A 23690-nucleotide genomic window follows, 5' to 3' on the forward strand; every position below is an offset into this window, starting at 1 on the left:
TGCAGATGAGGGGAAGGCTGCCCGGCTATTCCGGCTTTCGTGCATGCTGCATCGCCGGTGCATTCGGCCGGCATGCAAAGAGTTGGAAGGGACAGCATCGAAGTCGTCATGGCCTGGTCTGGGGCTGTTTGCCGGTAGGTGCTTCAGTTATGTTTCGATTATGTGACAAACAAAACAAAATAAAAATGTAAAAATAATTTAGTATTAATAAATATTTTCTTTATTATTGCGGCGTAGGCAGTTCTTCCTGAAGGCCCTTGCGCACCGGCATTTATCCATGAGCACCATACGTTTTCTTCGCACCTTCGTTGCTGCCGCCCACGGCGGATCTTTCGCCGCCGCGGCCGATCAGGTCTCGCTGACGCAGGCCGCCGTCGGCCAGCAGATGCGCGCGCTGGAGGCGGAGCTGAAGACCACCCTGTTCGACAAGACCGGGCGCAGCATGGTGCTGGCGCCGGCCGGACATTTGCTGCTGCCGCGTGCGGTGGACCTGCTGGCGCAATACGAAGCCCTGCGCCGCGACCTGCAGAACCAGGAGCCGATCGCCGGCAATCTCAAGCTGGGTTCGCTGATTACCGGCATGGGTTTGCTGTCGACGACGCTGGCTGAACTCAAATTCCTGCACCCCAGCCTGGAAGTCGAGCTGCGCGTGCAGGATCAGTCCAAACTGATGGAAGACGTCATCAGCGGCGAGCTCGATGCGGCGCTGGTGGTGGAGCGGCAGTGGCCCGACAAGCCCGGCTTGCTATGGACGCAATGCTATGTCGAGACGCTCACCGTGATTGCCAATTCCAGCATCGCCAGCGCCGACTCGACGATCAGCAGCCTGTTTGCCGGCTATCCCTTCATCCGTTTCGACCGCCGCACGCCGACCGGCGCGCATATCGACAAGATCATGCGCGGCATGCATCTGGTGCCGCAGGATTTTCTGGAGCTGAACTCGATCTTGTCCATCGTCGAACTGGTGCGCAAGAATGTCGGCTTCACCATGGTGCCGCTGCTGAAGAACTTCGACTGGGAAAGCGATCCCAGCCTGTGCGTGCTGCATCTGCCGGGGCGGCCGGTGGCGCGCCGGCTAGGTATCCTGGAAAGCGGCCGGCGCAGTCACATTACCAGCGTGGTGCGGGAAGAATTGCTGGAGCAGTTGCAGCGCATGCGGCCCGGCGGCCGTTTGCCGGGCGGCGTGTCGCCCTAGGACGCGCGCCGGACTTTGCTTAAACGATCCGCAGCGACATGCCCGATTTGGCCGGCGGCAGCGATGCTTCGAATCCATAGCGTTTGTAAAACTCCGGCGTGCCGTGGTCGGCCATCAGGCTGATGTAGGCCGTGGGCAGCGCGGTGGTGTGGATGTATTGCATGAGGCGCTGCATGATCAGATGGCCGAGTCCCTTTTTCTGATGCGCGGGGATGACGGCAATATCGACGATTTCAAAGAAGCAGCCGCCGTCGCCGATGACGCGCCCGATACCCACGGGTGTGGTGTCGGCATACACCACCACGCTGAACAAGCCGTGCTTCAGGCCGATGGTGGCGGCTTCGGGAGACTTGCGGCTCAGGCCGGCGGCCAGGCGGATATTGATGTAGTCGCTGACCGAAGGGACTTCGTCTTTGAGCTGGTAATACATGTTGTCTGTCGCGATGAAAATCCGTGTTGAAGGTCGTCAGGCCTGATCGATTGCCGGCGCCGCCTGGTTGAATTTGATGCGGTCGCGTCCCGAAGCTTTGGCGCTGTAGAGAGCGGCATCGGCCGCGCTGACGAAGCTGGCGGCGGAATCTTTTTCGGTGATGGCGGTGAGCACATCGATACCGGCGCTGACGGTGACGATGCCGGCGGTGTTGCCGGCGTGTTCGATTTTCAGCGCGTGCAGGGCTTTGCGGATCGATTCGGCGACGACCAGTGCGCCGTCGAGGTTGGTGTCGGGCAGCAGCACGGCGAATTCTTCGCCGCCGTAGCGTGCGGCCAGATCGTTGCTGCGCTTCTCGCTGGCTTTGATGACGGCGGCGACTTGCCGCAGGCATTCGTCGCCGGCGACGTGGCCGTAGAGATCGTTGAATTTCTTGAAGTAATCGACGTCGATCAGAATCACCGCCAGCGGCGAGGCCGACTGTTTGGCGTGCGACAGCGCGTGGTCGATGGCCTGGTCGAACTTGCGGCGATTCGCCAGGCCGGTCAGGCCGTCCTGCTGCGCCAGTTTTTCCAGGGTGGCGTTCAGGGCTTGCAGCGCGTCGCGCGCATTTCTGGCTTCTTGCTCCGCGTGGATGCGCATGTTGATCTGCCTGACCAGGCGCATGCCGAGCAGGGTGATGATGCCGACGATCACCAGCGCAATCACTGCTCTGACGATGGCCAGCCGGTGCCAGCTCGCCAGAATCTCCGCCTTCGACAAGGCGGTGGTGATGAAGATCGGATAGTAGGTCAGTTGCCGGTAGCCGTTGAGGCGTTCGACGCCGTCCTGGGTCGAGCGGATCATCGCAGAGCCGTGGCCGTTGCCGCGCTTGTACAGGGCATACAGCGGACCTTTCGACAAATTCTTGCCGAGCGAATCCGCCAGCAGCGGCCGGCGCGCGATCTGCACGCCGTTGCCCAGAATCAGGGCGATGGCGCCGTCTTCACCGATGTCGAAGGTCTGGTAGAAGTCGATGAAGTATTTGATGCTGATGGTGGCGACGACGGCGCCGGCAAACTGGCCGTCGGCGCTGTCCAGGCGGCGCGACAGCGGGATCACCCAATCGCCGGAAGAGCGCGCCTGGAACGGAACGCCGATGTGAGGCCCGGGGTTGCTGTTGGTCTTGTGAAAGATGAAGTATTCGCGGTCTGCGCTGGAGCTGTATTCGTCCTTGTTCGGCAGCGAGTTGACGATGCGTACGCCGTCTTTGTTGAAAATGGCGAGTCCCTGCAGCTGCGGCAATTCCTTGACGCGCAACAGCAGCAGCTTGTGCAGCCGGTCCAGCGCTGCCGGAGCCGTGCCGTCGACGAGGAGGCGCTCGGCCAGGCCAAGCAGGGCCGTGTCGGCGGCCTTGAAGGTGTCGTCGGCATGCCGGGCCAGCGAGCGCGACATGTTCTCGGAGGTGATCTCCGATTCATGGAGCTGGTCGGCGCGTTCTTCCCAGATGGTCCAGCCGATCACGCCGATGATGCAAATGCACACCAGGATCAGGAAGCTGATTGCGGTAGAGGCGACCGATGAGTTTGTTGCCGGGGTCAGAACGGTTGGTTTGGGACGCATTGCCTGTACTCGGGAAAAGAGGTTGGGGCCGATCCATATGTCCGGCGCACTGTATTTATTCTGTTGCCTGCCTTTATTGTGACTCTATCATGCCGACCTACCAGGGCGAACGGTGAAAATGAGCGGTAAATCCCTTGCTCGGCGGCAGATACATCGATGTGTGACGGCAACACCTGTGACAATTTGCCACATTCGCTTTGCGGCCTGAAGTGCATATACTTCAGGTTCAGTTCAATTTTCGGACATTTTTGCCTACCGCCCATGCTGCACAATCCGCCCCAAAAACAGCGCCCCTCATTCAGCTTGTCGAATCTGCAGGTGATATTGCTCTTGCTGGTTGCAGGCGTTTGTCTGGTTTCGGCAACCTGGGTATTTGCCGTGGATATCGGGCGCGTCCCGGTTTCGCTGTGGGATATCTGCACCAGTGCGTTGTCGTCGGTAACGACGACGGAGAGCGTACCGGCGAAATAGCAAAGGATTTGTTCTGCCTGGTTTGCCTTGCGCCATGCAGTGTGTTGGCGCCTCATGATTGACTCCCCCCCACGACATATTCTGTCGTTTCAAGCCCGCCTTTCAGGCGGGCTTTTTTATCCCCGCTCGCCTTGCCGTTCAGCATCTTTTGCAGGGTTTTTCTCTTGGTGCGTGCCTGCAGGAAACCCTTTTGCAGACTGGGATACGCAGCATCTTGTGCGTAAAAGCCATGTCACTTTAACTACTCAGGAAAACCCCGATATTCGCGTTCATCGATTTGGCAGAAGATTCGTTCACCCACTAGTCGTACCCATAGAACTACCTCACACAACCCCACAGGGAGAACAACATGAAGAACTGGAAAATCGGCTTACGCCTGAGTCTTGGTTTCGGCGCCATCCTGGCCTTGCTCGTCGCAGGCGCGGGCTTTGGTCTGAGCCAGGTGTCGAAACTGAACGATCGTGTGGAATTTCTGACTTCGGTCGATGAAGGCAAGTTGCTGGCGTTGAGCAAGGTGCAGTTTGCCGTCGGCCTGCGCGCCATTGCAGCACGCAACCTGGTGCTGGTTTCCGATCCGGCAGCACAAAAAGGCGACATCGAACTGGTCACCAAGGCGCAGAAAGATATCGATCAGGGCCTGCAAGAGTTGAACGTGCTGATGAAGAATACTGCCGACTCCAGTGACCAGGAGCGCAGCATGCTGGCGCAACTGAGCGCGCTGGAAGCGAAATACCTGCCGATCGCCACCAAGATCGGCAACCTGGCGACCACGCAGCAGACTGACGCGGCCAAAGCGGCGCTGATTGCAGATTGCATGCCGCTGCTCAAGCAGGTCATCGCTCACATCGCCGAATTCAACGACATGATGCGCGCCAACAGCAAAGCCAATCTGGCCAGCGCACAGGCTGCGTACGAAGTCTCCAAGTGGACCATGTTCGCCATCACCGTGATCTCGCTGGTGCTCGGCTCGATGATCGCCTGGATGCTGACCCGCTCGATCTCCCGTCCGCTGAAAGAAGCTGTTGCCATCGCTCAAAACGTGAGTGCCGGCGACCTGACCAGCGACATCAAGGTGCAAAGCAAGGATGAGCTCGGTCAACTGATGCTGGCGCTGAAAGACATGAACGGCAATCTGTTGCGCATCGTCGGCGATGTCCGCCACGGCACCGACACCATTGCCGCCGCATCGACTGAAATCGCCTCGGGCAATCTGGACTTGTCGTCCCGTACCGAACAACAAGCCGGCTCGCTGCAAGAAACCGCTTCGGCGATGGAAGAACTGACCGCCACCGTCAAGCAAAACGCCGAGAACGCCAAGCAGGCGAATCAGTTGGCCGAAACCGCATCGAACATCGCCATCAAGGGCGGCTCGGTCGTGTCCCGTGTGGTCGACACCATGGCCTCGATCAACGAGTCGTCGAAGAAAGTGGTGGACATCATCGGCGTGATCGACGGCATCGCTTTCCAGACCAACATCCTGGCATTGAACGCCGCTGTCGAAGCAGCACGTGCCGGTGAACAAGGCCGCGGTTTTGCGGTGGTGGCTTCCGAAGTACGCAGCCTGGCGCAACGTTCGGCTTCGGCTGCCAAGGAAATCAAGGAGCTGATCGGCAATTCGGTTGAAAAGGTGGATGCAGGCACCGCACTGGTGGATGAAGCAGGTTCGACCATGGGCGAGATCCTGGAAAGCGTCAAGCGCGTCACCGGCATCATGGGCGAAATCAGCTCGGCCAGCGACGAACAGACCCGCGGCATCGAACAGATCAACCTTGCGATCGCACAAATGGATCAGGTCACGCAGCAAAACGCCGCACTGGTCGAAGAAGCCGCCGCTGCTGCCGCATCGATGCAGCAACAAGCCGGCAACCTGGCTGACGTGGTCGCCGTCTTCAAGCTGGATGAGCAACATCAGCACGCTGTCGAAACCAACGTCGTCAATGCCGTGAGCCCGGTGCGTGTGAGCAAGGCATCGACCGCCCAGGTACATCGTCTGCCGAAGCCGGTTAGCGCTCCGGCACTGGAAATGGAAGAGTTCAGTTATGCAGCCTGATCCGACCCGATCAGAAACATCAACGAATTTGTTGTGGGGGTAGTGAGTAGTGGGGGTGAGGGGATGAGACGCAGTGTGCGCCAGCAAGGTCTCATCAGTTAATGCGAATGCATTGACGTACAGGCGGTTCACAGTAATGTGAATCGCCTTTTTTGATTGCGGTTCGCCAGGCGCCGGCGGCTAGCGCGCCAGCGATCCGGCGATGGGCAGCGCCGTCTTGTATTTGACCTGCTTGAGCGCGAAGCTGGAGCGGATGTTCTTGATGCCGGGGATTTTGGTCAGGTGGTCGAGGATGAAATGTTCCAGCGCCTGCAGGTCGGCGACGACGATGCGCAACAGATAATCTTCATCGCCGGTCATCAGATAGACCTCCATGACTTCATCGAAGGCGCTGACGGCGGCTTCGAAATTCGCGAGTGCGAGCGACTCCTGTTTTTCCAGGCTGACCTTGACGAAGACGTTGACCTTCAGCCCCAGCAGATGCGGATTGCCGAGCGCCACGTAGCGCGAGATGATGCCTTCGTTTTCCAGCCGCTTGACGCGCGCCAGCGTCGGCGACGGCGACAGGTTAATCTTGGAGGCGAGCTCCAGGTTGCTGAGGGCGCTGTTTTCCTGAAGGATGCTCAGGATGCGTAAATCGATGGCGTCGAGTTCCATGTGTGAAATTTATTTCCGTTAATTATTTATTGGCGGCATATTCTGCTGAATATTGTACGTCAAGCCATTCATTTCAGTGACTCATTCTGCTTTATCCGGCGTACATTGGTCGGATTGATAAGGAGACAGAACGTGGAAATGTCATCAGCAAGCGGATTCGCCAAAGACATCGATATTGACGCCCAGGAAACCCAGGAGTGGTTGCAGGCGTTGCAAGGCGTATTGCAGGAAGTCGGTCCGGACCGTGCGCGGTTTTTGTTGTCGCGCCTGTCGGCGGCGGCGCAGCAATGGGGCATCAACTGGCGCGACGCGCGCAATACGCCCTATATCAACACCATCCGGCCTGAGCAGGAGCCGCCTTTCCCCGGCGGCTCGGACGCGCAGGCGATTGAAGAACATCTGGCCACCGTCATGCGCTGGAATGCGCTGGCGATGGTGGTGCGCGCCAACCGCGCCTACGGCGAGCTGGGCGGCCATATCGCCAGCTATGCCTCGGCTGCCGATCTGTTCGAAGTCGGCTTCAACCATTTCTTCCGCGCGCGCGATGCGCAGTTCGCCGGCGACCTGGTGTACTTCCAGCCGCACTCGGCGCCGGGCATCTACGCACGGGCTTTCCTGGAAGGCGCGCTGAGCGAGGACGACCTCAGTTTCTATCGCCGCGAAATCGAAGCCAAGAAGCATGGCAAGCAAGGGCTGTCGTCGTATCCGCATCCCTGGCTGATGCCGAATTTCTGGCAGTTCCCGACCGGCTCGATGGGCATCGGTCCGATCAATGCAATTTATCAGGCGCGCTTTTTGCGTTACATGGAACATCGCGGCCTGCTTCAGGATCAGGGGCGCAAGGTGTGGGGTGTGTTCGGCGACGGCGAGATGGACGAGCCGGAATCGCTGGCGGCGCTGAGCCTGGCTTCGCGCGAGAAGCTCGACAACCTGATCTTCGTGGTCAACTGCAATCTGCAGCGCCTGGACGGCCCGGTGCGCGGCAACGGCCATATCGTCGATGAGCTGGAGACCTTGTTCGCCGGCGCCGGCTGGAACGTCATCAAGCTGCTGTGGGGCTCGGACTGGGATGGCTTGTTTGCACGCGACCAGGACGGCGAACTGATCGATGCGCTCAACCGCACGGTCGACGGGCAGTTGCAAACCTTCGCCGCCAACGACGGCGCGTTCAACCGCGAACACTTCTTCGGCCAGACCGCCGGCACGCGCAAGATTGCCGAGACGCTGACCGACGAGGAAATCAATCGCCTGCGTCGCGGCGGCCACGACATGAAGAAGATCCACTCGGCCTACCACGCGGCCGCCAACCACCGCGGCCAGCCGACGGTGATTCTGGCGCAGACCAAGAAGGGTTATGGCATGGGCGCGGCCGGCGAAGGCAAGATGACCACCCACCAGCAAAAGAAGCTGGATGAAGAAGTGCTGATCGCTTTCCGCAATCGCTTCAAGCTGCCGATCAGCGACGAGCAGTGCAAGAACCTGGCGTTCTACAAACCGGCGGTCGACAGCGCCGAGATGAAACATTTGCTGGCGCGCCGCGCAGCACTCGGCGGCCACATGCCGCGCCGTGTTGCTGGCGATGCCAGACGCAACGTTCCCGCCATCGAAACCCACGCCAAGTTTGCGCTCGATGCCGAAGGCAAGGAAATGTCCAGCACCATGGCGTTGGTGCGCATGCTCAGCAGCATGCTCAAGGATGCGGATCTGGGCAAATACGTGGTGCCGATCGTGGCCGATGAAGCGCGTACTTTCGGCATGGCGAATCTGTTCCGCCAGGTCGGCATCTATTCGTCGCAAGGCCAGTTGTACGAGCCGGAAGACATCGGTTCCATCCTATCCTATCGCGAAGCCAAGGACGGCCAGATTCTGGAAGAGGGCATTACCGAAGCGGGCGCGATTTCATCGTGGACGGCTGCGGCGACCAGTTACTCGGTACATGGTTTGCCGATGCTGCCGTTCTACATTTACTACTCGATGTTCGGCTTCCAGCGCATCGGCGACCTGATCTGGGCGGCGGCGGACCAGCGTGCGCGCGGCTTCCTGATCGGCGCCACATCCGGTCGCACCACGCTGGGCGGCGAGGGCTTGCAGCATCAGGACGGCAGCAGCCACGTGATGGCTGCCGGCATTCCGAATTGCGTGTCCTACGATCCGGCTTATGCCTATGAGATGGCGGTGATCGTCGATGAAGGCATGCGCCGCATGCTGGAGCGCAACGAAGATGTTTTCTACTACGTCACCGTCACCAACGAAAACGAAGCGCAGCCGAGCATGCCGCAAGATGCAGGCATCAGGGACGGTATCCTGCGCGGCATGTATTGCCTGGAGGCGAAAGCCGATGCGCAAGTTCGCTTGCTGGCGGCAGGACCGATGTTGAAAGAGGCGACGTCCGCTGCCCGCATGTTGCAGGAGCAATTCAACGTGACTGCAGAGGTCTGGAGCGTCACCAGCTTCACCGAGCTGTCGCGCGACGGCATCGCTGTCGAACGCCAGAATCGCCTGACGCCGGCGGCACGCGAGCTGCCTTATGTTACCCGGCAGCTGCAATCGGGCGCGGCGCCGGTCATCGCCGTCAGCGACTATGTCCGTGCGCTGTCCGAAGGCATTCGCGCGTATGTGCCTGCGCGCTATGTCACGCTCGGCACCGACGGCTTCGGCCGCAGCGACACGCGCGCCAACCTGCGCGATTTCTTTGAAGTCGATGCACGCTGGATCGCTTATACGGCGTTGACGGAAGTGTTCGGCGACGACGCGGCGGCGTTGAAGGCCGCCGCAGAGAAACTGCAGATCGATTTGACCAAGCCGTTGTCGACATCGGTCTGATACAGAGCATCCCCTGTCGAATTCGCCGCCGCATTCATCACTGAGTGTGCGGCGATAAAAAAACGCCATCTCCCGTCATGAGCGGGGATGGCGTTTTTTCTTTGTGCGACGATTTAATCGAGCGTGACGTTCACCAGCCGCTCTTGCCCCAGAAGCTGGGCGACGTAGCGGCTCGCTGCGGAGGTGTTGAGCACCAGGTATTTGCCGAAGCCATACAAGGCGGGTTCATAGCCAGCATCCAGTCCGCGCTCCCGGAAGAAATCCGTGTAGGAGCCGGCGGCGTGCATCAGTTCGGCTTTGAAGTCCTCGCTGAGATTGGCTTCATCGACGGGATGAAACTTGATCAGCAGCGCGCACGACATGCTGGCTGCCAGGGCGCTTTGCGTGCGCAGGGAAATCACCAGCGCATACAGGATCTTTTGCAGCAGCGCCTGGTTGTTGTCGTATCTGGAAGCGAGGCTGACGATGTTCGGCAGCATGCAGACCCAGATTTTTTCTCTGTCGGGAATGTCTTCCTGCAAGGCCAGCCGGATCTGCTGCACGTTGGAGAGCGACGGAAACGACGTCGGCGATATGCCGAATGCGCCGCCGTATTTGGGATGCTTGCCGTCAAACCAGATGGCCTCCATCTCATTGACGGCATCCAGCGCGGCGTTGGTGATTCCCAGTCTTTCCAGCAGCTGATGCTGGTTCAGGTAAGCACGATAAGTGGCAAGCGGAACGGCCAGATTTTCCCTGTCCTTCGTATATTGCTCGTCGTGCGAGGTGTCGCCTTCTTCGATATAAAAGATGCGGCGCACCAGCGGCGACATTTTGAGCAGCTTGCCGAGCAGGAAGCCGGTATGTGGCAGATAGATATTGAGCTGGATCGGACGTTCGCGGGGCAGCGCATCGAGCATCGCCTTCAGAAAGTCGCGCACGCGCTCGGCATTCCAGATGCCGTCGTCGATCACTTCCAGGTGCGGGCCATTCCATTGGGTCTTGCGCCCGCAGATGACAAGCGGGTTATGGATTTCTCCATTGGCCAGCAACTGGCGCCCGATGGAGTAAGTAATCGGGCTATGGATATATAAAACGTCGTAGGTATCAGTCATGGTATCGGTCACCCGATAAGGCCATAGCGTGTGGTCTGCACAGGGGCATCGCGATTGCAGTGTTCGGTTTGCGGCAAAGGGAAGCGAGGTGTTGTTCTGGGTCAGGCATCGCCATGCAAAGGTATCAATTTCAGCGCACGATTCAATGTCAAGGGCCTGTGTTTCCTGGCGGGTGACGCTTTGTTTGGCTGATGCTTTCTTGCTGCATTGGCTACGTCATTTTTTTGAATATAGTGATTCGCGGATGGAAAAATGTAAAACATTACAATCACTTACAGAAAATTTGCGATCTATACATTACGTTATTTACTGCTGCATAATTGTCAGCATTTTGACAGGAAATTCCCGCAATCATTAAAAAAATAGCAAATGGGCAATATGTTTTTTTGTGCAGTAATGGCGAGGACGGCGCAATCAATTCTCTGAAAAGAGCATCGGTCCCGGAGGTCGGCATCGCGACGGAAAAATTTCCGGAAGCGTGGCGATCAGCTGAAAATATCTCATCAGCGATGCCGAGAACTGCTGCTATATTCATTTTTCAAAACGATGGACAACCTCTGCTCCATCGGAGCGCGAGACATTGATAACTAAGGAGCGAAATACATGGCAGCACCGAAAAGAATCGCATTGGTCACCGGCGCAGGTTCCGGTATCGGCAAACAGATTTCGCTGGCGCTGCTGCGCGACGGTTATGCCGTGGTGCTGGCCGGACGCCGCCTGGAGCCGCTGCAGGCAACGGTGGAGGCTGCCGGCGAATTCGGCGCCAATGCGTTGGTGGTGTCGGCCGATGTGAGCGATCCGGCGTCGGTGAAGAATCTGTTCGCCAAGGCCAAGGAGAAATTCGGCCGCCTCGACCTGCTGTTCAACAATGCCGGCATTTTTGCGCCGCCGATGTCGATTGAAGAGTTGAGCTACGAGCAGTGGAAATCTGCCGTGGATATCAATCTGACCGGCGTGTTCCTGTGTACGCAGGAAGCGTTCAAAATCATGAAAGAGCAATCGCCGCGCGGCGGCCGCATCATCAACAACGGCTCGATCTCGGCCCACGCGCCGCGGCCGTTCTCGGCGTCGTATACCGCGACCAAGCACGCGATTACCGGGCTGACCAAATCGACTTCGCTCGACGGTCGCCGCTACGACATCGCCTGCGGCCAGATCGATATCGGCAATGCGTCGACCGACATGACCGAGCTGATGAAGAAGGGCACGCTGCAGGCCGACGGTTCGACCCAGGTGGAGCCGACCATGGATGCAGGCCATGTGGCCAAGGCGATTCTGTATATGGACAGTTTGCCGCTGGATGCGAACGTGCAGTTCATGACCGTGATGGCGACCAAGATGCCGTTTATCGGCCGCGGTTGAGCATCGATTGATTCCACATAAAGCAAAACGCGCTGCCGGCGACGGGAGCGCGTTTTTTCATGGGCGGTTGACTGGCGTATTTACGTCTGTGGATTCTTGAGACCGTTCCAGCGCGGCGTCAGCGCATGCGGAATGGCGAACAGATCGAGCACGCGGCCCAGCGTGTGGTCGATCATTTCATCGATCGATTGCGGGCGGTGATAAAAACCGGGCAGGGGAGGGAAGATGATGCCGCCCATTTCGGTGACGCTGGTCATGTTGCGCAGGTGGGCCAGATTGAACGGCGTTTCGCGCACCATCAGCACCAGGCGGCGACGCTCCTTCAGGACCACATCGGCGGCGCGCGTAATGAGGTTGTCGGACAGGCCGTTGGCAATCGCCGCCAGGGTTTTCATCGAGCAGGGGGCGACGATCATGCCGGCCGACGTGAACGAGCCGCTGGCGATCGAGGCGCCGACATCGCGCACCGGATGCACGACGTCGGCCAGTGCTTCGACGTCCTTGCGACTCATGTCGAGTTCCTGATGCAGATTGAGCACGCCGGCTTCAGAGACCAGCAGATGGGTCTCGATATCGGTGTCGCGCAGTACGCGCAACAGTCGCACGCCGTAGGCAACGCCGGTCGCGCCGGTGATGGCGACGATCAGGCGTTGAGGTTCCGACGCCCTGGCTGTCGTCGTCGCGGAGGACAGACCTTAACCCTTGAACAGGGTTTGCAGTTCGCCGGCTTCGTACATTTCGTTCATGATGTCGGAGCCGCCGACGAACTCGCCGTTGACATACAGTTGCGGAATGGTCGGCCAGTTCGAATATTCCTTGATGCCCTGGCGCACGTCCGCGCTTTCCAGCACATTGACGGTCACGATGTTTTCAGCGCCGCTGGCCTTGAGCAATTGGATCGCTTTGCCGGAAAAGCCGCATTGCGGGAATTGCGCAGTACCCTTCATGAACAGCACGACAGGGTTTTGGGTAACGGTTTCTTTGATCCAGGATTGCACTTCGCTCATGACTACACCTTCAAAAAGTTCTCAATGCCGACATTATATGAAAAAGCGAGCCTTCGCGTTGAGGTCTGCTGATTCTGCGGATGGGGTGTTGCGAAAGGGAAAGCTGTCGTTTCGGCAACATCTGCGATAAAAGGAAAAATACGTAAATCATTTGACCTTGCCGGTCTGCAGGAAAAGACGGGTGAGCGGACCGGCAGGCGGGAAAAAATATAAATGATATAAAAACAAGAAAGGGCGCTGACGCGCCCTTTTTCTGTTGCCGGTCCAATCCGCCGGCTAGTTGGCTATCACGAGGCAGCCGCGGGAACAGGTTCTTCCGGCAGGCGTTTTGCCATCGAGTGATGGTTCTGTACGCGGTCCTTATGCTTGATGACCTGGCGGTCCAGTTTGTCGATCAGCATGTCAATGGCGGCATACAGGTCATGTGCAATGCTTTCGGCATGCAAGTCCTTACCCTTAATGTGAACGTTGATTTCTGCTTTCTGGCGTTTTTCTTTTTCTGTCAGCTTGTCGACGCTGAGGATCACACTGATGTCGATGACGTGATCAAAATGGCGCTTGATGCGCGTCAGTTTGCTTTGCACGTACTCGCGGATTGCGGGGGTCAAATCGAGGTGATGGCCACTAATGGTCAGATTCATACAGCACTCCTATCATGAGGTTGCTGGAGGTTCCTGGAACCTGCTTAATGTCTTGCTGCGAAGCCATGATCTGGCATCGTCCGGTGCTCGAAATCCTCATGTACCCAAGTACATTCCGGTTTCTGCGCTCCGGGCGCCACCAGCTGATGGCTTCTCGCGACAGACCTTAACCAGGTTCGCGCATTGTCCGGTTGTTTGTGGAGCATTACGCTAGAACACAGCAACAGGTGCTACTACAGAAAAACTTACAGAGATTTGCGGAGATTCACCGGCGGGATCTTGAGCACTTCGCGGTATTTCGCGACGGTACGCCGCGCCACCACCATGCCCTGTTCCGCCAACATATCTGCAATCTTGCTATCAGAGAGTGGGTTCTTAGGGTCTTCTGCTCCTATCAGTTGTTTGATGAGAGCCCGTATCGCGGTGGAGGAAGCTTCTCCTCCTGTTTCCGTTGCGACGTGGCTGCCGAAGAAGTATTTCAACTCAAACATGCCATGCGGGGTCAGCATGTACTTCTGAGTCGTTACACGAGAAATAGTGCTCTCGTGTAGACCTAGTGTATCAGCTATTTCGCGCAACACAAGGGGGCGCATGGCAACTGCGCCATGAGAAAAAAAGTTGCGTTGCCGTTCAACAATTGCCTGCGCGACACGCAAAATCGTATCGAAACGCTGGCGCATGTTTTTGATCAGCCACTTGGCTTCCTGCAGCTGAGAACCGAGCGATCCGTCGCCCTTGGTCTGCTTCATCGCATTGGCGTACATCGCATTGACGCGCAGGCGCGGCATGACGTCGTGGTTGAGCAAAACCTGCCAGCCGTCCTTGGTCGCTTTGACAATCACGTCGGGTACGACATAGTCGGAAGTTTCCGATGCGAAAGCAGAACCGGGATGCGGATTGCACTGACGGATGACAGCTTGTGCTTCTCGCAAGTCTTCGTCGTCGCAGCCGAGTGCTTTCTTGATCTTGTTGAAATCTCTTTGGGCAAACAGGGGAAGGCAATCTTCGACTATCGTCAGCGCCAGGCGGCGTGTGACAAAGGCAACTTTCGGCAAACGTTTGATCTGCAGCGCCAGGCACTCCGATGCGCTGCGTGCGCCGACGCCGGCCGGGTCGAAACTTTGCAGCAGCTTGAGCGCAATGGAGAGTTCTTCCAGTTCGATTTCAAGTTCTTCGGGCAGGCGCGCGAGGATATCTTCCAGCGGTTCTTCCAGATAGCCGTGATCGTCCAGCGCATCGATGATCAGTTCGACCAGCGCGCGGTCGCGCAGCAGCCGGACGGTCAGCCGCGCCTGCTCCAGCAGATGCTCGCGCAGGGTGACGGTGTGCGCTTCCAGTTGCGGACGCGCGTCTTCATCGTCGGGCGTCTTGCCGGTGCGGGCGACGTCGTCGAAACTCCACTCCGCATCGCCGCTCACATTGTCGTCGCCGCCGCCGAGACTGTCGGCGTGCTCGGCCGTTTCCGCTTCGGTCGGCGCGCTGCTGACCACGTTCTCTGCCGGGTCGGCCTGTTCGGCAGGCGTCGAACTGATGGCGCCGTCGGCCAGCAGGCGTACGGAGTTGTCGAGGGCGTCGTCGAGACGTTCCAGCAGCGGATTGTCGGAAAGGATCTGTTCCAGTTCCTGATGCAGTTCCAGCGTCGACAATTGCAGCAGGCGGATCGACTGCTGCAACTGCGGCGTCAATGCCAGATGCTGGGATGTGCGTAACTGGAGGGATTGTTTCATTCAGATGGCCTGGGGCACTACATGCGGAAATGTTCGCCGAGATACACGCGGCGTACGGATTCATTGGCAATGATGTCGTCGGGGCTGCCGCTGGCCAGTACGGTGCCCTGGTTGATGATGTAGGCGCGGTCGCAGATGCCGAGGGTTTCGCGCACGTTATGGTCGGTGATCAGGACGCCGATGCCGCGCTCCTTGAGGAAGCGCACGATACGCTGGATCTCGATCACCGCAATCGGGTCGATACCGGCGAACGGTTCGTCCAGCAGCACGAAGCGCGGATCGGTCGCCAGCGCGCGGGCGATCTCGACGCGGCGGCGTTCACCGCCGGACAGCGACAAGGCCTGGCTTTCGCGCAGCTTCTCGATCTGCAGTTCGTGCAGCAGGTTGTTGAGGCGGCCTTCGATTTCATCGCGGCTGAGCGGCTTGCCGTTTTCCCTGCGCAGTTCCAGCACGGCGCGGATGTTGTCTTCCACGGTCAGCTTGCGGAACACCGAGGCTTCCTGCGGCAGATAAGACAGGCCCATCGAGGCGCGCTGGTGAATCGGCAGGCGCGAGATGTCGGCGCCGTCCAGATCGATTTCACCGCCATCCGACGGCACCAGGCCGACGATCATGTAAAACGAGGTGGTCTTGCCGGCGCCGTTGGGGCCGAGCAAACCGACCACTTCGCCGCTTTCCACTTCCAGCGATACGTCGCGCACGACCTGGCGCGCGCCATAGCTTTTTTGCAGTCCGCGGACGACGAGGGAACTTGTCGCCATCTTATTGTCCTTTCGGCGGATCGACGCGCGGCTGGATGATCGCCGTGATGCGGCCGCCGCCCGGTTTGCTTTCGCCGGTATTGGTGTTGTTGACCGAATAGAACTCGGCGCGGCTGTCGTAGGAAATGAACTCGCCGTTGACTTCATCCGTCACGCGCGCGCCGTCCATGCGTTGCATGTGGGCACGCGTAAACAATTTGGAGATTTCGGTTTTCTCGCTGTATTCGATGCGTTCGGCCTGGCCTTCGATCCACAGGTTCGGACCGCCGTCGCGCTTCTGGCGGAAGCTGGCAAGCTGGCCCGGCGCTGCATACAGGATCGCCAGTTCATAGCCGGCGGGATCGGTGGTGAGCACCACCTTGCCGGCCTTGATCAGCAGCGTGCCGCGCGTCAGGATGACGTTGCCGGTGAAGGTCTTCACCTGTTTGACGTCGTCATAGACCATCTGCTCGGCTTCGATGCGGGTCGGCTTTTCGGTGTCGGCTTTTTCAGCGCGAACGATGCCGCTTGCGCTCATCAGGAGCAGGGTCAGCAGAGGCAATAAAAGATTCGTTTTCATATCATCCTGCGCGGGTATCTCGCTTGGTTATGCCAGCTGGCGGTGAGGCTAGCGTGGACGCGGCTGGTAAGTACCGCGGACATTGTGTAGTAACTGGAATTCTTGCGTGGCGTTGTTGGCGATCATGCCGGTGCCGGTCATGATGGACGAGCCCATGGTCAGTTCAACCGGTTTGTCCGTCTTGGCAATATCGTCGTCCGGCAACAGCAACAGATATTCCGTTTTCAAGTGCATGTTCTCGGATTTTGCAGTGGCGGCGCGATTGCCGTTGACGTCGCCGTACATGTGAATCTTGCTGTTGTCGTCTTCAATCCTGGCGCGTTGCGAGTACAGCGTCATCGGCGCTTTTTCTTCGGTCAGGGTAGTGATGACGGGCTTGGTCACTTCAAACGAATCGTCAGCAGGGAAGTGGACCATCCTGGCGCCGGTGATGTCGTAGCGCGGCTGGCCGGTTTCCGACATCTTGACGTAGCTGAACTGCTCGACGTAATAGTCAGGCTTGCTGCTTGGACGCGTTGTGAGCGCGCTGTCGCTGTTGCTGCGCAGGACTTGCAGCACCCAGAAGCTGGCCAGCGCCAGCGCCGCGAGGACGGCGACGATGATGGCCAACCGGATGCGCTGCGCTGCGCGTTCGCCGCTGTGGTTGCTCATGCAAGATAGCCGGCCAGCGCCGTCTCGTAATGGCCCTGCGCCGTCAGGATGAAGTCGCACAGTTCGCGGGCGGCGCCGTTGCCGCCGAAGCCCTCGGTGATGTAGTCGACGCGTTGCTTGACGTCATGGTGGCCGTTGGCCACACAGGCGGTGAAGCCGACCTTGGTCAGCACCGGCAGGTCGATCACGTCGTCGCCGAGATAGCCGCAGGCTGACGCCGGGATGCCGGTCTGTTCCAGCAATTGCGCAAAGGCGATGCGCTTGTCGTGCACGCCCTGGAACACATGGGCGATGCCCAGATCCTTGGCGCGACGCAAGACGATAGGCGACTGCCTGGCCGTGATGATCGCGGTGGCGATGCCGCCGAACTGCTGCAGCATCTTGATGCCGTGGCCGTCGAGCGCGTTGAAGCGCTTGATCGGTTCGCCGTCGGGGCCGTAGTACAAGCCGCCGTCCGTCAGTACGCCGTCGACGTCGAAAATCATCAGCCGGACTTGCTTGGCTTTGGCAATGGCGGCGGCGCTGGCCGTACTGAATCGGTCGGCCATCAGATCACCTTGGCGCGGGTCAGGTCATGGATATGCAGCGCGCCGACCAGTTTGCCGGCGGCATCGGCCACCAATACCTGGTTGATGCGGAATTCTTCCATCAGCTGTACGGCATCGACTGCCAGTTGATCCGGCGTGATGGTACGCGGACCGCGGTGCATGACGTCGGCAATGGAAGACTTGGTGAAGTCGTCGCCGCGTTCCAGCAGGCGGCGCAGGTCGCCGTCGGTGAACACGCCGATCGGGCGGTATTCGTTATCGACCACGGCGGTCATCGCCATGCCCTTGCGGGTGATTTCCATCAGGGCGGCCGACAGCGATACATCCGGCGTGACGGCGGGAATCGCATCGCCGGTGCGCATCACGTCGCGCACGTGCGTCAGCAGGCGGCGGCCGAGCGCGCCGCCCGGGTGCGAGCGGGCAAAGTCTTCTTCCATGAAGCCGCGTGCGTCCAGCAGGGATACCGCCAGCGCGTCGCCCATGGCCAGTGTGGCAGTGGTGCTCGCGGTTGGGGCCAGGTTCAGCGTACAGGCTTCCTTGTCCACGCCGACGTTCAGATGAATCGCCGACAGCAGCGCCAGGCTGGATTCGTCATTGCCGGTCATGGCGATCAGGTAGGCGCCCATGCGCTTGATGATCGGCACGATGGCCATCAGCTCGGCGGTTTCGCCGGAATTGGAAATGGCGATGAAAACGTCGTTCGGCGTGACCATGCCCAGGTCGCCGTGCGCGGCTTCCGCCGGATGCATGAACAGCGCGGGGGTGCCGGTCGAGGCGAAAGTTGCCGCGATCTTGCGGCCGATATGGCCGGATTTGCCGATGCCGGAGACCACCACGCGGCCTTTGCATTCCATCAACACGCCGACGGCGCGGGCCAGCGGTTCATCGGCGTTGTCCGACATCCGGGCCTTGAGCGCCAAAATGGCGTCGGCCTCGATTTGCAGGGTTTGACGGGCGAGACTCAGCGCGCGCTGTGCGCTTTCGGTAGAAAAAGCTTTTGGCAAGATTTTATGTTCGGTTACACTCATAACCGAAGTATAAACGAATTACGAAAGCAAAAAACTTGCCAGATGTAACCTCGTGTAGCGCCATGGGTGTATTTGGGGAGCCTTGCGGCCGCAATCGGCCATCCTGAAGCCAGAGTATACGGCTGAAATGCAGACGGGGCGGGCCTGTCGCAATAATGCACCAAATCAGATCGGTGGCCGCAAGGCAGGCATGGTTCTGGCTTAACAGGTCGTATGGCCTTCACCTATAAAAATTGCTTCGTTTTCTAATCCATGTTTTCAGGTCTGGAACTCACACTCTTCCTACTCGGCGCTGCAGTGCTTGGCGTCGTCGTTTTTCGAATGTTTCATCTGCCGCCGATGCTGGGCTATCTGGTCGTCGGCATCGTCATCGGCCCGCACGGGCTCGGTTTTGCCGAAGATAACGAAACCACCCACGCCCTGGCCGAGTTCGGCGTGGTCTTCCTGATGTTCTCGATCGGGCTGGAATTCTCCCTGCCCAAGCTCTCGTCCATGCGCCATATCGTGTTCGGACTGGGCGTGGCGCAAGTGCTGGCGACCATCGCGGTGGCCATGGTGTTCGGCTGGAGCACCGCCTACATCCTGCCGCAACTGCACAATATCAGCTGGCCGGCGGCCTTTGCCCTGGGCGGCGCGCTGGCCATGTCATCCACCGCCATCGTCTCCAAGCTGCTGACCGAGCGGCTGGAGCTGGAAACCGAACACGGCCGTCGCATCCTCGGCATCCTGCTGTTCCAGGATCTGGCGCTGGTGCCGCTGCTGATCATCGTGCCGGCGCTGGCCAAGAACACCGGCAACCTGGCCGTCACACTGGCCTGGGCGACCACCAAGGCGGTGGTGGTGCTGGCCTTGCTGTTGTTCTTCGGACAAAAACTGATGCGCAGCTGGTTCCAGGTCGTCGTCAAGCGGCGCTCGCAGGAGCTGTTCATGCTGAACCTGCTGATGATCACGCTGGGCGCGGCCTGGATCACCGAAAAAGCCGGCTTGTCGCTGGCGCTGGGCGCCTTCATCGCCGGCATGCTGATCTCCGAGACTGAATACAAGCATCAGGTGGAAGAAGACATCAAATCCTTCCGCGACGTCTTGCTGGGACTATTCTTCATCACCATCGGCATGCTGCTCAACGTGCACCTGGTGCTGGAGCACTGGTGGCTGGTCCTGCTGCTGCTGATCGGGCCGGTGCTGCTCAAGTTCGTCTTGATTGCCGGCCTGGCCAAGCTGTTTGGCTCCAGCACCGGCGTGGCCCTGCGCACCGGCCTGGCGCTGGCGCAGGCCGGCGAATTCGGCTTCGTGCTGTTGAATCAGGCCGGCGGCTTGCAACTGATGGATCCGCTGCTGATCCAGGTGATTCTGGCGTCAATGGTGCTGTCCATGCTGGCGGCGCCGTTCATCCTCGCCAAATCCGACGCCATCGTCATGAAGCTGTCGGCCAACGAATGGATGCTGCAATCGCTGGCGCTGACGCAGCTTGCCACGCGCACCATGTCGAGCCGCAAGCACGTCATCATCGCCGGCTTCGGCCGCAGCGGCCAGAGCCTGGCCAAGCTGCTCGATGAAGAAGGCATTCCCTACCACGCGCTGGAAATGGATCCGGATCTGGTGCATGACACCCAGGTCGCCGGCGCCAATGTCTCGTACGGCGACGCCGCCCGCCGCGAAAGCCTGGTGGCGGCCGGCATCCACCGCGCTGCGGCGCTGGTGGTCACCTATGCCAGCACGCCGTCGGCGCTGAAGGTTTTGCATCACGCCAATGAACTGGTGCCGACGCTGCCGGTGATCGTGCGCAGCCATGACGATGCCGATCTCGACAAACTGCTTGCCGCCGGCGCCACCGAAGTCGTGCCGGAAGCGCTGGAAGGCAGCCTGATGCTGGCTTCCCATGCACTGGTGATGCTGGGCGTGCCGCTGCGGCGCGTGGTGCACCGCGTGCAGCGTGCCCGCGATGAGCGCTACACCTCGCTGCGCGGCTATTTCCACGGCGCCTCGGACGTGCCGGAAGACAACGACAGCCTCAATGTGCGCCTGGAATCCGTCGTGCTCGCCGAAGGCGCCAGCGCCATCGGCAAGACCTTGTACCAGGTCGCGCTGGAGCAATTCGACACCGAGGTCACGATGCTTCGGCGCGGCAAGCTGCGCGTCGAATTCACGCCGGATACGCAGTTGCAGATTGATGACATCCTGGTCTTGCGCGGCACCGCAGAAAATATCCTCAAAGCGGAAAAGCGCTTGCTGAAAAAATAAAGAATGGACATCAATGGAAATCATTGAGCGCATCACCGGCATCATCCTTCCCGTTTTCGCCATCATCGCCATCGGCTACGGTTACGCGCGCTGGCGCGGGGAAGTGGTGCGCTCCGACATGGCCTCGGTCAATCGCGTGTCGATGGAAGTGCTGGCGCCGCTGATGGTCTTTAGCGCACTGGCAGCCAAGGATTTCGACCTGGTGCATAACGGCTGGCTGATCCTCGCCAGCGCGCTGATTTCGCTCGGATCGGGCCTGTTGGCATGGCCGGTCGCGCGGCTGTTCGGCTACGACAAGCGCACCTTCCTGCCGCCCATGATGTACAACAACGGCGGCAACATGGGCGTGCCGCTGATGCTGCTGGCGTTCGGGCCGGAGAGCCTGTCGGCGGCCGTGGCCTTGTTCACGGCGGCGACCTTCATCTATTTTTCGCTCGGCGTCAAAATGTTGCAGCATGGCCGGGATACCCGGCCCGGCTCGCTGCTGCGGCTGTTCAAAAGTCCGATCATGATCGCCATGGTGCTGGGCGTGCTGTTTGCCGTCTTCCACGTGCCGCTGCCGTCGCCGATTTTTTCCGCGATGAAGCTGCTGGGCGAGGCAAGCATTCCCATCATGCTGTTTGCGCTGGGCGTGCGCATGATGGATATCAGTTTCAAAAGCTGGCACATCGGCCTGATCGGCGCGGCCACCTGCCCGCTGGTTGGCTTGATCGTCGCCTTCCTGCTGGATCAGGTGCTGCCGTTGACAGCCGGACAACGCGGCCAGATGTATCTGTTCGCAGCATTGCCGCCGGCGGTGCTGTGTTTCATGGTGGCCGAACAATATCGCCAGGAGCCGGACAAGGTGGCGTCGATAGTACTCATGGGCAATCTTGCAGCGGTCGTTTTCGTGCCGCTTGGTTTATGGATGGGACTGCCTGCGTCGATTCGTTGAATTGCACCCGGAGGACGGCTTTATTCCACGTATCTTGGTATGGGAAATGCTTGGAAACTGATACAAGCGCTCAGTGTGCTTAATAAGTCATTCTAAGGATGTTCTCATGCTCAAAAATCTCTCCATCAAAGCGCGTTTGATCTTCGTTGTCAGCTTTCTTTCAGTCTTGCTTGCTCTTTTCGGCATAGTAGGCCTGGTCAGTTTGCAAAGAACCAACACCGACCTCAAATCCTTGTATGAAGATCGTGTCGTGTCGTTAATCCAGCTCGGCCAGGTGACTGATGCGGTCGACGCCGGGCGTTACACCATCTCGACTGCCATCGTCGGCGACTCCGGCGAGATCGACAAGAGCATGGACAATCTCGACAAGGTCTTGAAAGAAGGCGACAAGGTCTGGAAAGAGTACCTGGCGACCTACCTCACGCCGGAAGAAACCAAGCTGGCCGGGCAATTCACTGCGCAGCAAAAGAAGTTCGTCGCGGAAGGCGTCAAGCCGGCCATGGAAGCGCTGCACAACCGTGATTTCCAAGGCGCCACCGACCTTTACAACGGGCCTTTGCTGGAACTGTTCAAGCAGCTCAATGTCACCATGAAGAAGCTGGTCACCTTGCAGCAGGATGTCAGCAAGGAACTGTATGACCAGTCGCAGGCGCGCTATCAGACTTTCCTGACCGTCACCATCGCCGCCATCGTGGTCGGTATTTCCGTCGCAATCATCATGGGCATCTGGCTGGTGCGGGCGATTTCAGGTCCGCTCAATGAAGCTGTCAAAGTGGCCAAGGGCGTTGCCGACGGCGACCTGACGCAGACCATCGAAGTGCATTCGCGCGACGAAGCCGGTCAATTGATGGAAGCGCTGCAGACCATGAACGGACGCCTGCAGCAGATCGTCGGCGAAGTGCGCGTCAGCACCGACACCATCACGACGGCATCGAGCGAAATCGCCACCGGCAACCTCGATCTTTCCGCCCGTACCGAAAGCCAGGCCGGGTCGCTGGAAGAGACGGCGTCGGCGATGGAAGAGCTGACCTCCACCGTCAAGCAGAATGCCGACAATGCCCGCCAGGCGAATCAGCTGGCGGCATCGGCATCGCAGATCGCGGAAGAGGGCGGCAACGTCGTCAGCAAGGTGGTCGTCACCATGAACACCATCAATGATTCGTCGAAGAAGATCGTCGATATCATCAGTGTGATTGACGGCATCGCCTTCCAGACCAATATCCTGGCATTGAACGCCGCAGTGGAAGCCGCGCGCGCCGGCGAGCAGGGCCGCGGTTTCGCCGTCGTTGCGAGCGAAGTGCGTAGCCTGGCGCAACGCAGCGCCGCTGCCGCCAAGGAAATCAAGACGCTGATCGACGACTCGGTGCAAAAGGTCGGCGAAGGCAGCAAACTGGTCGAGCAGGCCGGCGTCACCATGGACGAGGTGGTGGCCAGCGTCAAGCGCGTGACCGATGTCATGGGTGAAATCACGGCGGCCAGCCAGGAGCAAAGCTCCGGCATCGAAGAAGTCAATCGCGCCATCACGCAGATGGATGAGACCACGCAGCAAAATGCCGCGCTGGTGGAAGAGGCTGCCGCTGCCGCGCAATCCCTGCAGGATCAGGCGCAGCGTCTGACGCAGGTGGTGAGCGTGTTCAAGATCAGCGGTGCGCAGCAGTTCGCCGCGGCACCGGCAAGAACAGTCAATGTCACGCCGCGGCCTGCGGCGGTGTCTTCAGCGCCAGCCGCGGCTGCGAAGAAAGCCGTCGCCGTCAAACCGGCAAAACCGGCTGCGCCGGCGCTGGCGGCAAGCAACGCCGGCACAGGCAGCAAGACCGGCGACGACGATTGGGAACAGTTCTGAGCGAATCCTGACGCGAATCCAGATCGGGGAGCAAAGCGCAGGATGTAAAAAAGGGGATTGCCGCAA

General features: G+C 59.3%; 22 protein-coding genes and 1 other RNA gene. 8 read left to right on the forward strand and 15 right to left on the reverse strand.

Going from position 1 to position 23690, the window contains the following annotated elements:
• Positions 1-277 precede the first annotated feature (277 nt).
• Positions 278-1195, forward strand: a complete 918-nt coding sequence (locus AKL25_RS04945; RefSeq protein WP_050476509.1) for a LysR family transcriptional regulator — start codon at positions 278-280, stop codon at positions 1193-1195.
• Positions 1196-1214: 19 nt separating this feature from the next.
• On the opposite strand, the gene AKL25_RS04950 is transcribed toward AKL25_RS04945, so the two are convergent.
• From AKL25_RS04950 to AKL25_RS24100, 3 genes are read right to left on the reverse strand one after another with little or no spacing between them, the layout of a single operon-like run.
• Positions 1215-1625, reverse strand: a complete 411-nt coding sequence (locus tag AKL25_RS04950; RefSeq protein WP_050476510.1) for a GNAT family N-acetyltransferase — start codon at positions 1623-1625, stop codon at positions 1215-1217.
• A gap of 36 nt (positions 1626-1661) precedes the next feature.
• The gene (locus AKL25_RS04955; protein WP_050476511.1) at positions 1662-3227 is read right to left on the reverse strand and encodes a sensor domain-containing diguanylate cyclase; all 1566 of its coding nucleotides are present in this window, start codon (positions 3225-3227) and stop codon (positions 1662-1664) included.
• Entirely contained in the window at positions 3203-3754 is a 552-nt protein-coding gene (locus AKL25_RS24100; RefSeq protein WP_157050487.1) for a hypothetical protein, read from the reverse strand. Before AKL25_RS24100 ends, AKL25_RS04955 begins: the two co-directional genes overlap by 25 nt.
• Before the next feature lie 293 nt (positions 3755-4047).
• Between AKL25_RS24100 and AKL25_RS04960 the strand changes: the two genes are divergently transcribed.
• On the forward strand, positions 4048-5748 hold the full coding sequence (locus tag AKL25_RS04960; RefSeq protein ID WP_050476512.1) for a methyl-accepting chemotaxis protein: 1701 nt from the start codon (positions 4048-4050) through the stop codon (positions 5746-5748).
• Between the two features lie 180 nt (positions 5749-5928).
• Here the strand turns inward: AKL25_RS04960 and AKL25_RS04965 are convergent, their stop codons facing one another.
• On the reverse strand, positions 5929-6405 hold the full coding sequence (locus AKL25_RS04965) for an Lrp/AsnC family transcriptional regulator (protein WP_050476513.1): 477 nt from the start codon (positions 6403-6405) through the stop codon (positions 5929-5931).
• A gap of 138 nt (positions 6406-6543) precedes the next feature.
• Between AKL25_RS04965 and mdeB the strand changes: the two genes are divergently transcribed.
• A complete protein-coding gene (gene mdeB / locus AKL25_RS04970; protein ID WP_050476514.1) occupies positions 6544-9228 on the forward strand; it encodes an alpha-ketoglutarate dehydrogenase in 2685 nt (894 codons plus the stop codon).
• 113 nt (positions 9229-9341) lie between these two features.
• On the opposite strand, the gene AKL25_RS04975 is transcribed toward mdeB, so the two are convergent.
• Both AKL25_RS04975 and AKL25_RS24105 read right to left on the reverse strand, forming a co-directional pair.
• On the reverse strand, positions 9342-10322 hold the full coding sequence (locus AKL25_RS04975) for a hypothetical protein (RefSeq protein ID WP_050476515.1): 981 nt from the start codon (positions 10320-10322) through the stop codon (positions 9342-9344).
• 268 nt (positions 10323-10590) lie between these two features.
• Positions 10591-10857 carry a hypothetical protein gene (locus AKL25_RS24105; protein WP_157050489.1) on the reverse strand — a complete coding sequence of 89 codons (267 nt, stop codon included), beginning with the start codon at positions 10855-10857 and terminating at the stop codon, positions 10591-10593.
• Between the two features lie 68 nt (positions 10858-10925).
• On the opposite strand from AKL25_RS24105, the gene AKL25_RS04980 reads away from it, so the two are divergent.
• Positions 10926-11684 carry an SDR family oxidoreductase gene (locus tag AKL25_RS04980; RefSeq protein ID WP_050476516.1) on the forward strand — a complete coding sequence of 253 codons (759 nt, stop codon included), beginning with the start codon at positions 10926-10928 and terminating at the stop codon, positions 11682-11684.
• 80 nt (positions 11685-11764) lie between these two features.
• On the opposite strand, the gene AKL25_RS04985 is transcribed toward AKL25_RS04980, so the two are convergent.
• From AKL25_RS04985 to hpf, 3 genes are all read right to left on the reverse strand, one after another.
• Positions 11765-12289: a UbiX family flavin prenyltransferase gene (locus AKL25_RS04985; RefSeq protein ID WP_276203000.1), complete on the reverse strand. Its 525-nt coding sequence runs from the start codon at positions 12287-12289 to the stop codon at positions 11765-11767.
• A 90-nt stretch (positions 12290-12379) separates the two neighbouring features.
• On the reverse strand, positions 12380-12691 hold the full coding sequence (gene grxD / locus AKL25_RS04990) for a Grx4 family monothiol glutaredoxin (RefSeq protein WP_050476518.1): 312 nt from the start codon (positions 12689-12691) through the stop codon (positions 12380-12382).
• 287 nt (positions 12692-12978) lie between these two features.
• Positions 12979-13332, reverse strand: a complete 354-nt coding sequence (gene hpf, locus AKL25_RS04995) for a ribosome hibernation-promoting factor, HPF/YfiA family (RefSeq protein ID WP_050476519.1) — start codon at positions 13330-13332, stop codon at positions 12979-12981.
• Between the two features lie 98 nt (positions 13333-13430).
• Here hpf and AKL25_RS23675 point away from each other — a divergent pair.
• Positions 13431-13504, forward strand: a non-coding RNA gene (locus AKL25_RS23675) — sX9 sRNA.
• Positions 13505-13577: 73 nt separating this feature from the next.
• On the opposite strand, the gene AKL25_RS05000 is transcribed toward AKL25_RS23675, so the two are convergent.
• Genes AKL25_RS05000 through AKL25_RS05025 form a run of 6 tightly spaced genes read right to left on the reverse strand, consistent with a single transcriptional unit; the run spans position 13578 to position 18606 of the window.
• Positions 13578-15059 carry an RNA polymerase factor sigma-54 gene (locus tag AKL25_RS05000; RefSeq protein ID WP_050476520.1) on the reverse strand — a complete coding sequence of 494 codons (1482 nt, stop codon included), beginning with the start codon at positions 15057-15059 and terminating at the stop codon, positions 13578-13580.
• 17 nt (positions 15060-15076) lie between these two features.
• On the reverse strand, positions 15077-15820 hold the full coding sequence (gene lptB, locus AKL25_RS05005) for an LPS export ABC transporter ATP-binding protein (protein WP_050476521.1): 744 nt from the start codon (positions 15818-15820) through the stop codon (positions 15077-15079).
• Between the two features lies 1 nt (position 15821).
• Positions 15822-16379, reverse strand: coding sequence for a lipopolysaccharide transport periplasmic protein LptA (gene lptA, locus AKL25_RS05010; protein WP_050476522.1), 558 nt, complete (start codon positions 16377-16379; stop codon positions 15822-15824).
• Positions 16380-16427: 48 nt separating this feature from the next.
• A complete protein-coding gene (lptC, locus tag AKL25_RS05015; RefSeq protein ID WP_050476523.1) occupies positions 16428-17030 on the reverse strand; it encodes an LPS export ABC transporter periplasmic protein LptC in 603 nt (200 codons plus the stop codon).
• Positions 17027-17578 (reverse strand): KdsC family phosphatase, encoded by a 552-nt coding sequence (locus AKL25_RS05020; protein ID WP_050476524.1) that lies wholly within the window; start codon positions 17576-17578, stop codon positions 17027-17029. Before AKL25_RS05020 ends, lptC begins: the two co-directional genes overlap by 4 nt.
• Complete coding sequence (locus tag AKL25_RS05025; RefSeq protein WP_050476525.1) at positions 17578-18606, reverse strand: KpsF/GutQ family sugar-phosphate isomerase; 1029 nt, start codon at positions 18604-18606, stop codon at positions 17578-17580. Before AKL25_RS05025 ends, AKL25_RS05020 begins: the two co-directional genes overlap by 1 nt.
• Before the next feature lie 252 nt (positions 18607-18858).
• Between AKL25_RS05025 and AKL25_RS05030 the strand changes: the two genes are divergently transcribed.
• The 3 genes from AKL25_RS05030 to AKL25_RS05040 all read left to right on the forward strand — a co-directional run bounded on the left by AKL25_RS05030 (position 18859) and on the right by AKL25_RS05040 (position 23624).
• Positions 18859-20847, forward strand: a complete 1989-nt coding sequence (locus AKL25_RS05030) for a monovalent cation:proton antiporter family protein (protein WP_050476526.1) — start codon at positions 18859-18861, stop codon at positions 20845-20847.
• Positions 20848-20860: 13 nt separating this feature from the next.
• Positions 20861-21781 carry an AEC family transporter gene (locus AKL25_RS05035; RefSeq protein WP_050476527.1) on the forward strand — a complete coding sequence of 307 codons (921 nt, stop codon included), beginning with the start codon at positions 20861-20863 and terminating at the stop codon, positions 21779-21781.
• Positions 21782-21887: 106 nt separating this feature from the next.
• On the forward strand, positions 21888-23624 hold the full coding sequence (locus AKL25_RS05040) for a methyl-accepting chemotaxis protein (protein ID WP_050476528.1): 1737 nt from the start codon (positions 21888-21890) through the stop codon (positions 23622-23624).
• Positions 23625-23690: the final 66 nt, after the last annotated feature.

The sequence above is a fragment of the Herbaspirillum rhizosphaerae genome, from assembly GCF_001189965.1.
GTDB lineage: Bacteria > Pseudomonadota > Gammaproteobacteria > Burkholderiales > Burkholderiaceae_D > Herbaspirillum > Herbaspirillum rhizosphaerae.

Bases quoted from the DNA above. Each gene is read 5' to 3' on its own strand.
- AKL25_RS05025 (WP_050476525.1), bottom strand. From the start codon at position 18,606: ATGAGTGTAACCGAACATAAAATCTTGCCAAAAGCTTTTTCTACCGAA.
- lptA (WP_050476522.1), bottom strand. From the start codon at position 16,379: ATGAAAACGAATCTTTTATTGCCTCTGCTGACCCTGCTCCTGATGAGC.
- AKL25_RS04950 (WP_050476510.1), bottom strand. From the start codon at position 1,625: ATGTATTACCAGCTCAAAGACGAAGTCCCTTCGGTCAGCGACTACATC.
- AKL25_RS04945 (WP_050476509.1), top strand. From the start codon at position 278: ATGAGCACCATACGTTTTCTTCGCACCTTCGTTGCTGCCGCCCACGGC.
- AKL25_RS24105 (WP_157050489.1), bottom strand. From the start codon at position 10,857: ATGAATATAGCAGCAGTTCTCGGCATCGCTGATGAGATATTTTCAGCT.
- grxD (WP_050476518.1), bottom strand. From the start codon at position 12,691: ATGAGCGAAGTGCAATCCTGGATCAAAGAAACCGTTACCCAAAACCCT.
- AKL25_RS04960 (WP_050476512.1), top strand. From the start codon at position 4,048: ATGAAGAACTGGAAAATCGGCTTACGCCTGAGTCTTGGTTTCGGCGCC.
- AKL25_RS05000 (WP_050476520.1), bottom strand. From the start codon at position 15,059: ATGAAACAATCCCTCCAGTTACGCACATCCCAGCATCTGGCATTGACG.
- AKL25_RS04975 (WP_050476515.1), bottom strand. From the start codon at position 10,322: ATGACTGATACCTACGACGTTTTATATATCCATAGCCCGATTACTTAC.
- AKL25_RS05030 (WP_050476526.1), top strand. From the start codon at position 18,859: ATGTTTTCAGGTCTGGAACTCACACTCTTCCTACTCGGCGCTGCAGTG.
- hpf (WP_050476519.1), bottom strand. From the start codon at position 13,332: ATGAATCTGACCATTAGTGGCCATCACCTCGATTTGACCCCCGCAATC.
- AKL25_RS05040 (WP_050476528.1), top strand. From the start codon at position 21,888: ATGCTCAAAAATCTCTCCATCAAAGCGCGTTTGATCTTCGTTGTCAGC.
- AKL25_RS04980 (WP_050476516.1), top strand. From the start codon at position 10,926: ATGGCAGCACCGAAAAGAATCGCATTGGTCACCGGCGCAGGTTCCGGT.
- lptC (WP_050476523.1), bottom strand. From the start codon at position 17,030: ATGAGCAACCACAGCGGCGAACGCGCAGCGCAGCGCATCCGGTTGGCC.
- AKL25_RS04965 (WP_050476513.1), bottom strand. From the start codon at position 6,405: ATGGAACTCGACGCCATCGATTTACGCATCCTGAGCATCCTTCAGGAA.
- mdeB (WP_050476514.1), top strand. From the start codon at position 6,544: ATGTCATCAGCAAGCGGATTCGCCAAAGACATCGATATTGACGCCCAG.
- AKL25_RS24100 (WP_157050487.1), bottom strand. From the start codon at position 3,754: ATGAGGCGCCAACACACTGCATGGCGCAAGGCAAACCAGGCAGAACAA.
- AKL25_RS04955 (WP_050476511.1), bottom strand. From the start codon at position 3,227: ATGCGTCCCAAACCAACCGTTCTGACCCCGGCAACAAACTCATCGGTC.
- AKL25_RS05020 (WP_050476524.1), bottom strand. From the start codon at position 17,578: ATGGCCGACCGATTCAGTACGGCCAGCGCCGCCGCCATTGCCAAAGCC.
- lptB (WP_050476521.1), bottom strand. From the start codon at position 15,820: ATGGCGACAAGTTCCCTCGTCGTCCGCGGACTGCAAAAAAGCTATGGC.
- AKL25_RS05035 (WP_050476527.1), top strand. From the start codon at position 20,861: ATGGAAATCATTGAGCGCATCACCGGCATCATCCTTCCCGTTTTCGCC.